Here is a 12,170-nt window from a genome sequence, read left to right as displayed (position 1 = left end):
GAAATATGAATAAATATGATATATTAGAAGGAAAGTTGACTGCTATAAATGCATATATTGATACTATGTGCTTAGAAAGTAATGCTACAATGGAATATTTGAAACAGTATAAGGAATATGTAAATGAATTAATTATTGCTATTCAAAATAGAACAATAAGAAATTCAAATGGTGCTGTGATGGGACTTATTAGGGGTGTTTCAGATTATGATGAGCTTTGTGCCGATGATACTTTTTGGCAGTTAGTAACAGATGCAGACAATTATTATTGTAATGAGTGTCAATCATTTTAATTATGTCTGCACATAAGGACAACCACCACAAAAATTTTGGGCCTTTAAATTTATCGGAATGGCTCTTACCGAAGCTGATAAAATCCATGGAGATTAGTTTAAAGAACTTAGGGCGAAATTTGCATCTGGGTGCACTTAAGGACATCCGAAATAAAAACGGAATATTACTTCTTCAAAGACTTAGAACATATTGTTTTCATAGCATTTAGTGTTGTGAAGACAATGTGTTTTCTTGTGACAATTTCAAATTCTTATTCAGAATGCGGATAATTCTTTACGAGCATATTAATCCATGGGAAGAATATCAGATGATTTATTGCTAAATCCGAAAACAAATACAAATGGTGCAAATAATCTGACTGAATGGAGAAATTTCGATGGAACAAGACATTCAGAGAAATTGAATCAGATTACTTTGGCAGATATGGAATTGATTCCCAATACAGCCTATGTTTATTTTGAATTTTCGGGGACGTCAAATGTAGGGGGAAATGAACTCAAGGTTATTAGAAATGTTCATGTTCCATTAAAATAGTAGAATGGCAGGTTAGTGCAGTTCCTCTATAATGAAAACAGGGAAGTCGTAGCAGAGAAGGACTACAGCGGCAACATCATCCGCTATATCCGTGGACTGGGACTGATCAGCTCCGACAGCGAGAATGCCAAGACGTATTACCATTATGTATGCGATGAGCAGGGCAGCGTGAGCCGTATCATCAGAGGCGAGGATAAGGAGAACGGAGCAGCCGCACAGGACAAAGTCTCGGACAGAGTACTCAATCATTATGAGTATGATGCGTTTGGTAATACCATAAGCTGTGAGGAAAGAGTAGCGAACCGTTTCCGATACCAGAGTGGTAGTAAGGCTGATACAAAACCATATACTAACAGTAGACCTTCATTTAGAAAAGGTGTTGTTGAAGAAGTATGGGAGAATGCTAAAGGTCCTGATGGATTGGTTAGAGATCCAAATACAGGTGAGGTTATTAATTGGACACCAGGAGAATCTAGAAAAGGGGTATGGGGTATGGGATATGGGACACATTCCAGAAGCAAAATATTCAGAAATGCATGAAGCATATATGAATGGTGAATTGACAACAAAAGAATTTGTGGATTGGTATAATGACCCTGCCAACTATAGACTAGAATTGCCAAGTAATAATCGTAGTCATAAGTATGAATAAAGGAGAAAGCAATGGATATAAGTTTAGTAGCAAAAATGAAAAAGTATGATGAGTTTATTTCCTGCTATAATGAAGGTGACGAGAAAAAAGTATATAAAGGTAAATCATTATTATTTTATTCATTATCCAATAATGATACAGAAAGTCGTTATTTAATAACAGATTTTTTACTCAATAAAGGTGCTGAAGTTAATGTGATAAATGAGTGTGGCGAAAATCTGTTGCATATTCTACTGTCAAGAACAAAGCACAATATAAAACAGACAGCAGAGTTGTGCAAAAAATTAATTGATAAGGGAGTAAACATTAATCAATTAGATGAGAAGGAAAGAGTACCCTTACAGTATTTGATTAACTTAAAATATACAGATGAGGAACTTGAACCATTATATCAAATTTGGTTTGCACAGAACAGTATTTTGGTTAATCACAAGAATGCATGGGGAAAAACACCATTGGAAATTGCGGAGCAAATGCCGTATAGAGCAAGTTTGTTGGAGAGGATGAAAAAGTATGAGTGAAGTAGTAACTTTTATACCCGATGCTGGTGGAAGTATTGTTATAAACGGTAAGTGCTTTTTTATCAAAATCAGTCTTATAAGCGGTATTTCAGATACAAAAATTGGTCTAAAAAGCGGAAATCTATTTACAGATTTTCTTCAGTATACTGGTAATTTTAAGAGATGCATTTCAGTATAATGAAATCGTTGTACTCAGACAAAAGTGTCGGACAAAGTTTTCAGATTATGGTGGAGAGCCATACAGTATCGGCATTTCTGCTAATGGAGAATTATAGCTGCTCCACAGAACTGATGTTTTTATAGGTGATAGAAAACCTTATAGTATCTGATTTTATGTAAGAAGCATCCGACCTTGCATTTATTATTTCAGTACGAGGTTTTATATTAAATTTCTTCATATTGTGGTGGTATGAGAAGGATATCGTTTTACTCATTTTTATAGCACAGAACTACCAGAATGTATCTTGAAAACATAGGAAGACAAGTGTTTTTCAAGATTTGTTTGCAATTAAGTTTCACTTCAAGATGAATTATGACGTTCACAGACAGGCTACTAACAATTTTATTGCTATATTACATCTGTATGAATAAAGAAAATATATTGACAAAAATGTGCAAATTCAATAAAATTATTAACCATAAGGGCACACTTATGGAAACGTAAGGTCGCAAAGCCAGAGTCTAAAACAGTTACATGTAGTAATGACAGTTCGGCTGCAACAACTGGTTAATACCAGTTGCTGCAGCCTTTTTGTATGTATGAAAAGTTTATTGAAGTATGAGGTGACAAACTATAAACAGTCAAGAGAATTTTGAAATTTTTTTGAATTGTAAAAAGGGGTAACTTTAATAAGCCATCTGAATACATCGTATTTCAGATGGGAGAAATTAGTATTAATCCACTAGAGATTAACGAAGTTCCTGAGCATTAAAGTCGATATCTTGGCTCTCCAATGCGTAGATGACTCTAATAAGCTTTTTAGCTACATGAGTAATGGCTACTCGATGCGGTTTGCCTTCTCCGCGTTTCTTGGCATAGTAAGTTGCAAATGTCATGTCAAAGCGGATTAATGGTAGACAACAATTGATAAGTGTGTAGCGGAGCTGGGATGATCCACGTTTAACCATCTTGCCTCCGTGAGATTCAGTACCAGATTCGTTGATTCCCGGTTCTATTCCAGCAAATGCAAGCATTTGTCCTGGATTAGTGAAGTTAGATATATCGCCGTATTCAGAATAGATTACAGCTGCTGATAATGGTCCGATCCCAGGAACTGACATATAGTGAGGATGTACTTCTTCAATTAGTTGGTTGATTTCTTTTTTAATGGTATCAATCTCTTTTACAAGGGATTTGTATAAAGATAAAAGACTGTTCAGCTCTACATCAAAAATAGAGTTATTTACACCAACAGTATTGACAGCAAGTTCTTTTAGTCGTAGGAATTGCTGTGGTGAAAACTTCCCTCGGGATACGGAACGTAGCTTTTCATAAGAGGCTGAGTTCATACGAGCCATCTTTTCAGCAGAACCATAGTTCTCAAGCAGATAGAGAGCGGTTTTGGATAAGCGTTCATTAAAGAATGGTTTAAACTCAGGGAATGTATGATCTAACACATTTGTTATTTTAACAAGATAGAAAGAACGCTGTCGGATAAGTTTATCGCGTAAACGAGTTAATGACTTTAAAGAGTAAGCATGGTAAAATCCTTTTGAATGGGGTTTGTATTCAACAGTCATTAACCAACGAGCTATTGATTCACAGTCAACAGAGTCGGTTTTTGTACGCCTAAGTGTTTTGGATTTCTTGTATTCACTGATGAGAACAGGATTTACTTCCATGAAGGTTAGGAGAGAATTTTCAAGGAAGAGTTCAAGATTGAGAGCATAATGGGCAGTTGATTCAAACCCTATTCTTATGTCCGCAGGATTTGCAAGAGAATGAATGATTGTAAGCAGTTCATTAAAGCCGGCTTTATTGTTTTTGATTATGACTTTAGAAACTACTTTTTGATTAGCTGCAGAAATGATGCAGCAATCATGTTTGTACTTGGAAATATCAATTCCAATAAAGTACATTGACATAGGTTTATACCTCCTGATAAATATTTTGAGCACTGCTGTCTTCCACAGAGAATTCGGCTGTGTAATCACGTAAATAAAAACGTCGATGCGTTAACAAACTGATTAACAGTAATAGACGAAAAGCTGTGGTCTGAGTCACCTCATACCAGTCAAAGCTGTAAAAGTTATAGATACAGATCCACAGTGCCTTTTCAAAATATATCAGAGATGGAAATAAATACCCAGTGTTAACTGGGAGAAAGGAAAAATCCAATTACCATCTAAGATAATTGGATTATACGTGAAAAGATATGAATGGTGACAGGCTTATGTATTTTCAGCATACAGATATCAGCAGGGTTGTGTTTGAAGGGTATGTAGATGATGATGAGATAATGATGTGTGACAACATCTTTAATGCCATGGAGAAAACAGAAATAGAGCGCGCAGATGTAAGAAAACTCAAAAGAAGCATGGTGAACTAATCTGGCAAAAATAGACTTGATAATAAATGCAATAAATGAAAATGACAGAAAACAGGAAGATTATATTAAAAATGGTATTGGACTATCAGATACAGCTGTGATACCCTAAAACTAGGAGATGAAGATGGAAGGGTTTCAGATAAATTATACGGTTGTTCTGGGAATATAAGCGAAAAATTGAAAATCTAATTGAAAATATTGATAACTGCATAGAAAGAATCAATATGTTTACGGAAAATGCAGTATTTACAGGAAAAACCGGAGACGCAGTAAAGAGTTATCTTGGTGAAGCACATATAACAATCCTGTCAGGCATTAAAGTAACTGCACAGACACTGCTTGACAATATGGCAGCATACAAGGATGGATACCGTGCCATTGATAGCTCGACGAACTTCAAACTGGATGAAGAAGCAATACAGGAATTCAGGAAAAAACTGGCATCAAACTATGAGGATACTGATGAGTATACGGGCGAAATAAGAAGTGCACTTTCAGAAGTATCGGACATATCTGATGTGGGCATGCCGGACAGTAACGGAGTATTTGATATCCATGAGCAGATGGACAGCGACCTTATAAAGCTTGTCTCAAATGTAAACAGCTACGAGAGGGAAAATGTGGTACGGCTTGAAAATTCAGTAGAGCTGCTTCTGGAAAATCTGCAGTCATGTCTTTCAAAAATAGGCCTTAGCCAGTGTGCGATTGAGAGCTATGAAACAGGCAGTTTTATCACAGGTAAAGATGCAGGTACCTTGAACATGGGCATTAAAATATTTGGAGACCTGCATGAGAAGAATAAAGAAGCATACGATGAAATCTATGAGACAGAACAGAAGATAAAGGATGAAGCCGAAAAGAGAAAGACACAGGGAATCTGGAGGATGGTTGGAGGAGCAGTACTAATTGCGACGGGTGTAGCATGCATAGTGCTGACAGGAGGTGCTGCAATACCAATAGTAGCTGACGTTGCAGTAGCAGTAGGAAGCGGAACAGCAGTATTCGGAGCTGCAGATGCCATAGAGGGCACTCAGGATATTTATTATGGAAGCACAGGTGACATTGACAGCACGGCAGTAAACGGCATAAAGGATGACCTGTTTCAGGGAAACGAGGATGCATATTATCTGACAGAAAATGCCTTTGCATTTGCGGCATCCGCAATGATTCCAATCGGACAGGCATCCACAGCGGGAAATCTGACATTCAAAAGCACAGCAACAATAGTCGCCAAAGAAGGCATCTCAATGGGAGCCGGAGCCGGTGCGCAGAAGATAACCACAGATGTGACAGGAAATGATACAGCAGGAATGGTTGCCGGTATGGTTGCGAGTGGAGTGACAGCAAAGGGGCTGAATGGAATTGATACTAAGTTTAATGTTTCGGGTAATAAATGGTATGCAGAGTCCGCGTATAATGAATATAAAAAATTAAGCGATGATAGTAAAGTATTGACTTTCAATAGTTTAAATAGTGAAGAAATATATAATATTGTAAAAAATAGTCCAGAATCATGGGCAGTTGAAGGATATGATTTAATTACATCACATAATGCGAAGTATTTCATTAAGTTAACAACTAATTCCATTGGAGAAAAAACGTTTAATCTTGATTGGCCATATTATGGAGGGTATGAACCAGATACAATTGCAAGTATTGGTGAATTGAGCGGTAAAATACCTGTAAGCCGTGATGGCGGTGATGGAGGTTTTACTATGGGATATGGAAAAAATGCAGATGGGACATATGCTAATAATTCTGAAAGATCAATTCCAAAAAGTTCTGCCAAGGTTAATACAGGAACATTTGATGTTGATTTATATAAGGATACTGTAGATATAGTTACTGTAGAGGATAGCATGACCTGCAAGATACAAAAGTTAATAGAGTTAGGAATTGACGAAGATGTTGCAGAAGACTTGCTCAAGGATTATTTGAATTGGAAAGAAAGACCGGAAATTATAGGAGAAAACAATATTTCAGATGGTGTTGAAATTGCGGGAAATAATGTAATATCTAAATATGGATATTATGGAAAGGCTGCCGCATGGGATGTTGGAGATGTTCATATGAAAGGTGGAGCAGGGCAGATGAATACAATTTATAGTTGGGGAACTTTAAAAGAAGCTGGAATAATTTTTGATATGGATACTGTTGTGATTAAGTAAGTGTAGAAATAAGAAAGTGGTGAATAATATGTTAAATGAAAAAGCAGAAAAAATAAAAAATGTGTTATTTGAAAAAACAGAGCAGAATCTGGAAAAGTATAGAGATTTTCATTTTGGTGAGTTTATCGAAAAGCCAAATCAGTGTGGATATTTTGAAAGAAATGGAAATTGGTATACATACGTAATAGATGAAAGAAATTTTTGTACATTTACAGGACCATTTAATGGGAGCGCAATAATATATGCGTGTTCCAAGGTATTACATATTTCAAAACTGTTCAAAGAATATAAATTTACAGAACAGGAACTAGAAATTTATATAAATAACAGTTTTCATTCTTTTGGTGAAATAGATAAAAAGTCAGAGAGACATTTCGATTGTAAGTAAAGACACAGGGAATCTGGAGGACAGTTGGAGGAGCAGTACTAATTGCGACGGGGCAGCATGCATAGTGCTGACAGGAGGTGCCGCAACACCAGTAGTAGCTGACGTTGCAGTAGCAGTAGGGAGCGGAACAGCAGTATTCGGAGCTGCAGATGCCATAGAGGGCACTCAGGATATTTATTATGGAAGCACAGGTGACATTGACAGCACGGCAGTAAACGGCATAAAGGATGACCTGTTTCAGGGAAACGAGGACGCATATTATCTGACAGAAAATACCTTTGCATTTGCGGTATCCGCAATGATTCCAATCGGGCAGGCATCTACAGCGGGAAATCTGACATTCAAAAGCACAGCAACAATAGTCGCCAAAGAAGGCATCTCAATGGGAGCCGGAGCCGGTGCGCAGAAGATAACCACAGATGTGACAGGAAATGATACAGCAGGAATGGTTGCCGGTATGGTTGCGAGTGGAATGACAGCAAAAGGGCTGAATGGAATTGAAGCAGAGGCGAACAAGCTGGCGAAAGCCCCAAAAGGGATTGATGGAGTAACCGAGGGAGCTGGAAATTTAGCGGAAGATGTGGGGAAAGCCGGAAAAGGGCTCGAGGGAGCAGCCAAGGGAGCCGAGAGTGCAGCGGAAGATGCTGGGAAGGTTGTTGAGACCAGCTATGGGAAGTCAAGCGAAAAATTAAACTGGGACGCAATTGTTAGTAAGAAAGGTGAAACCAGGGTTGAGCATATTAAGCGACATACGGTTCAAAATAATAGTCGAGAAACACATAGTGTATTTAACGGGAATCCGATAGATATGGTAAATGATGCATGGGAACAACGTCATTTGGTTGAACCGATATCGGATGGAATGGGAGGAACAATTTATAACATTCCGTACAAAAATGCAGGCTATGAAAGTGGATATATTAATACTGGTGCTCAAATGGATTATATAACAATAGTAACGCTGGATGAAAGTACTGATTTAATAACCGCATTTCCGTCTTTTGGAGATTATCATAAGTGATAGGAGGAACCTAAAATGTATAATATTGGTTACTGTAAGATATGCAAGCAAGGCTTACTTGAAATTGTAAAAGATAAATTAACTAAAAAAATATTTATATGTTGTGATGAATGCGAAGCAGAGTGGAATAATCCAGAGGATGCATTAAAAGGTATCAATGGAACAAGAAATAAACATGGAGAAATAGAATATCCAAATATAGAAGATATACTAAGAGAAAAATGGAGTGTTTCAATAAATGAGCATCACAACTAAGCCTCCCCACAGGCAGGCATAAATCCTAGTCTTACTACCAGACATTAACAAAAACTTTTAGGCTCATAAGGCTTACCATCCCGTAATACGGCATAGATTACGGTGGTAAGCTTTCTTGCCACTGCACCGGTGGCAGTTAAGTGGTGCTTTCCCTGCTCCCGTTTCTTTTTATAATAGGCATTTAAAGGACTGTTGTGAAAAGAACAGGTGGTTGCAGCAAGGAAGATTGCATGTCTCAGGTAAGGTGAACCCCGTTTGGACATGTGATTATGAGTGTTGCTAAATTCACCGGATTGTCGTACAGTTGGATCAATACCTGCAAAGGCAACTAAGGCAGATGAACTCTTAAATCTGTTTATATCACCGATTTCAGCAAGAATGGTTGCAGCAGCAATCATGCCTATCCCGGGAATGGTATGAAGATAACAATCAAACTTCTCATAGTACTCAAGAATCTGGCAGTCAAGAGCTTCAATCTGCTTATCAAGAAAATTCATCCGATCAATGAGCTGTTTTAACTGGAAAGAGAAAGCATCCTGTGCTATCTTAATACCAAAGGTATCAGCTGCAGCTTCACGGATAGAAATCGCTTTTTTCATGGTAAGCTTATTGTGGCTCTTATCTTTTATAATTTCAAAGAGCTCATCTATTGGTGCATTCTCAATGTTCTCAGGGGTGAGGTATTTTTCAAGAATGCCCATGGATGTGCTCAGCCAAAGAGAAGAAAACTGTTTTTCATACTCTGGGAAGATCTGCTCCATAATCGTGCTGATGCGGAGTTTTATTTCGGTTCTGGAAGAAATCACAGAATCACGGTAACGGCATAACTGCCGCATAGCAAGAATGTTTTCGTCTGCCATAGAAGTGGTGGTAAACTGACCGAATCGTATCACTTCTGCAATCAGAAAAGAATCGATGGAATCGTTTTTTGTCTGCCGGATATACATCTTTCTGAGGGAATCAGACTGGATGGGATTGATTACATAAATGGTATATCCTCTGGCTTTGAGGAATGAATAAATCGGATACCAGTAATGCCCAGTGGCTTCCATGCCGAAGATACAAGAGGAATTGCCGATATTATTGAAGATAAAACTCATAAGGGAATCAGCACCTTTGTGTGTAGTTGCAAAACGAAGCGAATGTCCGATTTGTTTCCCTTCAGGTGAAACAATGGATGCTTCATGATGATTTTTGCCAATATCAATGCCTACGATGTACATAATTGAAATCCTTTCTAATGTGAATTGTAAGTAGATAGAATCCTCACTTCAATGCGGGTTACAATCTGGTTAGATATACGAAGTACAGCACAAATGCTGTCAACATCCAGCTAATACGCAAAATCCTGCAAAGCAGAGGGAGCAGTCTCAATGAACGAAGTCACAAGTGCTTCAAGAGTGGTGACGCACACCTCTATCTATTACAGGATAATTGTGGTATAGGAATGAAATAAAAGCAATAGATAGAAAAAGACTGCTTTGATTCCTATGTGTTTAGCATACCAGAGTGGTAGTAAGACAATTGATGATATAATTGACGGCTTGCCAGAAACTACTAACGGAAAAGGCGTTGCTAGGAACTTTGAATCAACAGGTGATTTTGAACAGACAATTAGGGATTTTGATGCCCTCAATCCTATCGACGTTAAAGAAATTCAAACAAAATATGGATCAGGAAAAGTCGGTAAGTTGAGTGATGGAACAACAGTTGTTGCTCGTCCAGGTAGTACAACAGGAGGAGCGACTCTTGAAATAAGGGTGTCCAATAGGAAAGTGTACAAAATTCGATATTAGGAGAGATAAAAGATATGGAAAAATGGAAAGAAGTATTTGGTGGTATAATTCCAAAAGCAGTTTACCAAGTGCAACTAATAAATGGTGAGAAACAAGGGCTAACTATAAAACTGTCAAGTAGTCAAACATGCGTAATGATTAATTTCGGTATGGTTCAAGCAGTACGTATGCTAGATGAAGGAATTGTGCAAAGTAACCTTTATTCTGAAAATGAAATACGGAAATATAAGGATAATGATTTTCGGAATATAATTTATGAAGTACAAGATGGTGAATTTTCAGAACAAATAAATCAAATTTCTGATGGTTATGGAGAGGCTTTAAATTTAAAACATTATGTAGTGATTACTCAGAATTACAATATTGATATTGTAACCGAATGGGAACCAACAATAGAAATTTCAAAGATGTAATAATTCTGGACATTTCTCTTAAATGTTAGATATGGGAGAATTGAATGACCACGCCACTGGGAGATATAGAAATATGCATAGATGGAAAAACAATTAAATATACAGCACAGAACATGGGCGTGATGGATAGGCTTTGTCTCGATGTAGATGGAAGATTTTGTATAAAAGTCGAATTTGTACCGGATGGCGAAAGACATACGATATCATGCATAATAAAAAGTCATATTCCATCTGACAAGGATGGAGTAGAATCTGGAGAACAGCTTGCGTTGAAGTCTTTTTATAAAGGGCACAGCAAGCTGTTCGATTCAGTCTTTATGAGTGGCTGATCGGAAGGAATAAAAGCACAGCGGTCAATATAGGATCCAATTACATATTTTTTAGTTTTTCCTGCAATTCTTCTATTTGTGATTCTATAGTTGCCAAAGAAGGCATCTCAATGGGAGCCGGAGCCGGTGCGCAGAAGATAACCACAGATGTGACAGGAAATGATACAGCAGGAATGGTTGCCGGTATGGTTGCGAGTGGAATGACAGCAAAAGGGCTGAATGGAATTGAAGCAGAGGCGAACAAGCTGGCGAAAGCCCCAAAAGGGATTGATGGAGTAACCGAGGGAGCTGGAAATTTAGCGGAAGATGTGATATCAGAAAGTGGGGTGAACATAAGAGGAGCTGGGGATGAGACCAGAGTGGTAGTAAAACTATTAATGGTTTAAATATAATAGATGGGAAAGTTGATGGGAAAATACCACTAGCAGAGTATAAAAAATATCGAGTTGATAGTGTGCATAATATAGATTCGGATACGATGACCTTAGGAAAGTATGAACCAACTATAAGGGCAGATGGTACTAAAGATTTTTCAATTCCAGGTCCAGGTGCATATACTGTTAAGGCAGGAGATACAACATATTTTAGTCTGGGAACGGAGTGGGATAAAATTACGGATACATATGGTTTAGACGTAGCAGGTCAAAATATGTTTGACTATTTTAACAAACCTGCATTAGATGATGCCATAAACGCAGGTAAAGAGATACGATTTTCACATAATCCAGAGGCATATGGTGAATGCGCATTGAAATGGGAATGGGATTATTTGCAAGAAAAACATGGGTATTTTGCATTAGAAAAAAAAGGAGATTTTTGGTATGCAACAAAATAATTTTAATGATATTAGAATCGATACGGGTAAAAAAATAAAAAAAATATTTGGTAATAAAATTAGAGGTATAGAATATTATGATGTGGTGGAAGAAGCAGGGCATTGGTCGTTTAAAATAGGTTTTTTTGCTTATGATTATTTTTACGTTGTTTTCACTTATGAACTTGATATTATAGGGTTTTCTATAGAAGTTGGAAATGGAAGATTAATAAGCGTAATGAATACACACAATTGCTATTCAAATACAGATATGGAAGCTTATATACGACGAATTGTTGAGGAACTTGAATTAAGAATTCCAGATAAATATCTGCAAACACGCGGTTGGTTATAATTTTAAATTCTTATTCAGAATGCGGATAATTCTTCACGAGCATATTAATCCATGGGAAGAATGTCAGATGATTTATTGCTA

At 37.3% G+C, this 12,170-nt stretch carries 19 protein-coding genes and 1 riboswitch; of the genes, 17 read left to right on the top strand and 2 right to left on the bottom strand.

Annotated features, from left to right (window positions below; translation table 11 throughout):
- Positions 1-5: 5 nt before the first annotated feature.
- The 6 genes from EUBREC_RS14925 to EUBREC_RS14900 all read left to right on the top strand — a co-directional run bounded on the left by EUBREC_RS14925 (position 6) and on the right by EUBREC_RS14900 (position 2,179).
- Complete coding sequence (locus EUBREC_RS14925) at positions 6-293, top strand: hypothetical protein (protein ID WP_012744083.1); 288 nt, start codon at positions 6-8, stop codon at positions 291-293.
- Between the two features lie 292 nt (positions 294-585).
- Positions 586-828 carry a hypothetical protein gene (locus EUBREC_RS14920; RefSeq protein ID WP_012744082.1) on the top strand — a complete coding sequence of 81 codons (243 nt, stop codon included), beginning with the start codon at positions 586-588 and terminating at the stop codon, positions 826-828.
- Positions 829-843: 15 nt separating this feature from the next.
- On the top strand, positions 844-1,368 hold the full coding sequence (locus EUBREC_RS16735; RefSeq protein WP_012744081.1) for a hypothetical protein: 525 nt from the start codon (positions 844-846) through the stop codon (positions 1,366-1,368).
- Positions 1,328-1,480 carry a GH-E family nuclease gene (locus EUBREC_RS18400; RefSeq protein WP_369123760.1) on the top strand — a complete coding sequence of 51 codons (153 nt, stop codon included), beginning with the start codon at positions 1,328-1,330 and terminating at the stop codon, positions 1,478-1,480. The genes EUBREC_RS16735 and EUBREC_RS18400 overlap by 41 nt, the downstream gene beginning before the upstream one ends.
- An 11-nt stretch (positions 1,481-1,491) precedes the next feature.
- Positions 1,492-2,001 carry an ankyrin repeat domain-containing protein gene (locus EUBREC_RS14905; RefSeq protein ID WP_012744079.1) on the top strand — a complete coding sequence of 170 codons (510 nt, stop codon included), beginning with the start codon at positions 1,492-1,494 and terminating at the stop codon, positions 1,999-2,001.
- On the top strand, positions 1,994-2,179 hold the full coding sequence (locus EUBREC_RS14900; RefSeq protein ID WP_012744078.1) for a hypothetical protein: 186 nt from the start codon (positions 1,994-1,996) through the stop codon (positions 2,177-2,179). Before EUBREC_RS14905 ends, EUBREC_RS14900 begins: the two co-directional genes overlap by 8 nt.
- A gap of 455 nt (positions 2,180-2,634) precedes the next feature.
- Positions 2,635-2,723, top strand: a riboswitch (cyclic di-GMP riboswitch).
- A gap of 187 nt (positions 2,724-2,910) precedes the next feature.
- On the opposite strand, the gene EUBREC_RS14895 is transcribed toward EUBREC_RS14900, so the two are convergent.
- Positions 2,911-4,086, bottom strand: coding sequence for an IS110 family RNA-guided transposase (locus EUBREC_RS14895; protein WP_041254287.1), 1,176 nt, complete (start codon positions 4,084-4,086; stop codon positions 2,911-2,913).
- 308 nt (positions 4,087-4,394) lie between these two features.
- On the opposite strand from EUBREC_RS14895, the gene EUBREC_RS17565 reads away from it, so the two are divergent.
- The 5 genes from EUBREC_RS17565 (at position 4,395) to EUBREC_RS14870 (ending at position 8,382) form a co-directional block, all read left to right on the top strand.
- Positions 4,395-4,550 (top strand): DUF4176 domain-containing protein, encoded by a 156-nt coding sequence (locus EUBREC_RS17565; protein ID WP_147330696.1) that lies wholly within the window; start codon positions 4,395-4,397, stop codon positions 4,548-4,550.
- A 224-nt stretch (positions 4,551-4,774) separates the two neighbouring features.
- Positions 4,775-6,718, top strand: coding sequence for a T7SS effector LXG polymorphic toxin (locus tag EUBREC_RS18070; protein WP_306718529.1), 1,944 nt, complete (start codon positions 4,775-4,777; stop codon positions 6,716-6,718).
- 28 nt (positions 6,719-6,746) lie between these two features.
- On the top strand, positions 6,747-7,106 hold the full coding sequence (locus tag EUBREC_RS14880) for a hypothetical protein (RefSeq protein ID WP_012744070.1): 360 nt from the start codon (positions 6,747-6,749) through the stop codon (positions 7,104-7,106).
- Positions 7,107-7,170: 64 nt separating this feature from the next.
- Entirely contained in the window at positions 7,171-8,127 is a 957-nt protein-coding gene (locus EUBREC_RS18065; RefSeq protein WP_012744069.1) for a hypothetical protein, read from the top strand.
- 15 nt (positions 8,128-8,142) lie between these two features.
- Entirely contained in the window at positions 8,143-8,382 is a 240-nt protein-coding gene (locus tag EUBREC_RS14870; RefSeq protein WP_012744068.1) for a hypothetical protein, read from the top strand.
- Between the two features lie 44 nt (positions 8,383-8,426).
- Here EUBREC_RS14870 and EUBREC_RS14865 read toward each other — a convergent pair whose 3' ends face one another.
- Complete coding sequence (locus EUBREC_RS14865) at positions 8,427-9,605, bottom strand: IS110 family RNA-guided transposase (protein WP_012744067.1); 1,179 nt, start codon at positions 9,603-9,605, stop codon at positions 8,427-8,429.
- Between the two features lie 267 nt (positions 9,606-9,872).
- Between EUBREC_RS14865 and EUBREC_RS14860 the strand changes: the two genes are divergently transcribed.
- The 6 genes from EUBREC_RS14860 (at position 9,873) to EUBREC_RS14835 (ending at position 12,089) form a co-directional block, all read left to right on the top strand.
- Positions 9,873-10,178, top strand: coding sequence for a hypothetical protein (locus tag EUBREC_RS14860; RefSeq protein WP_012744066.1), 306 nt, complete (start codon positions 9,873-9,875; stop codon positions 10,176-10,178).
- Positions 10,179-10,192: 14 nt separating this feature from the next.
- On the top strand, positions 10,193-10,591 hold the full coding sequence (locus EUBREC_RS14855) for a hypothetical protein (protein ID WP_012744065.1): 399 nt from the start codon (positions 10,193-10,195) through the stop codon (positions 10,589-10,591).
- 44 nt (positions 10,592-10,635) lie between these two features.
- The gene (locus EUBREC_RS14850) at positions 10,636-10,920 is read left to right on the top strand and encodes a hypothetical protein (RefSeq protein ID WP_012744064.1); all 285 of its coding nucleotides are present in this window, start codon (positions 10,636-10,638) and stop codon (positions 10,918-10,920) included.
- A 110-nt stretch (positions 10,921-11,030) separates the two neighbouring features.
- On the top strand, positions 11,031-11,306 hold the full coding sequence (locus EUBREC_RS14845) for a hypothetical protein (protein WP_012744063.1): 276 nt from the start codon (positions 11,031-11,033) through the stop codon (positions 11,304-11,306).
- 92 nt (positions 11,307-11,398) lie between these two features.
- On the top strand, positions 11,399-11,755 hold the full coding sequence (locus tag EUBREC_RS16730) for a hypothetical protein (RefSeq protein WP_012744062.1): 357 nt from the start codon (positions 11,399-11,401) through the stop codon (positions 11,753-11,755).
- Positions 11,742-12,089: a hypothetical protein gene (locus EUBREC_RS14835; protein ID WP_012744061.1), complete on the top strand. Its 348-nt coding sequence runs from the start codon at positions 11,742-11,744 to the stop codon at positions 12,087-12,089. Before EUBREC_RS16730 ends, EUBREC_RS14835 begins: the two co-directional genes overlap by 14 nt.
- The last annotated feature ends 81 nt before the right edge of the window (positions 12,090-12,170 follow it).

Source organism: Agathobacter rectalis ATCC 33656, assembly GCF_000020605.1.
In the GTDB taxonomy this organism is placed as follows: Bacteria; Bacillota; Clostridia; order Lachnospirales; family Lachnospiraceae; genus Roseburia; species Roseburia rectalis.
Note: the sequence above shows the minus strand (reverse complement) of the source record. Positions and strands in the feature narration are given on the sequence as shown.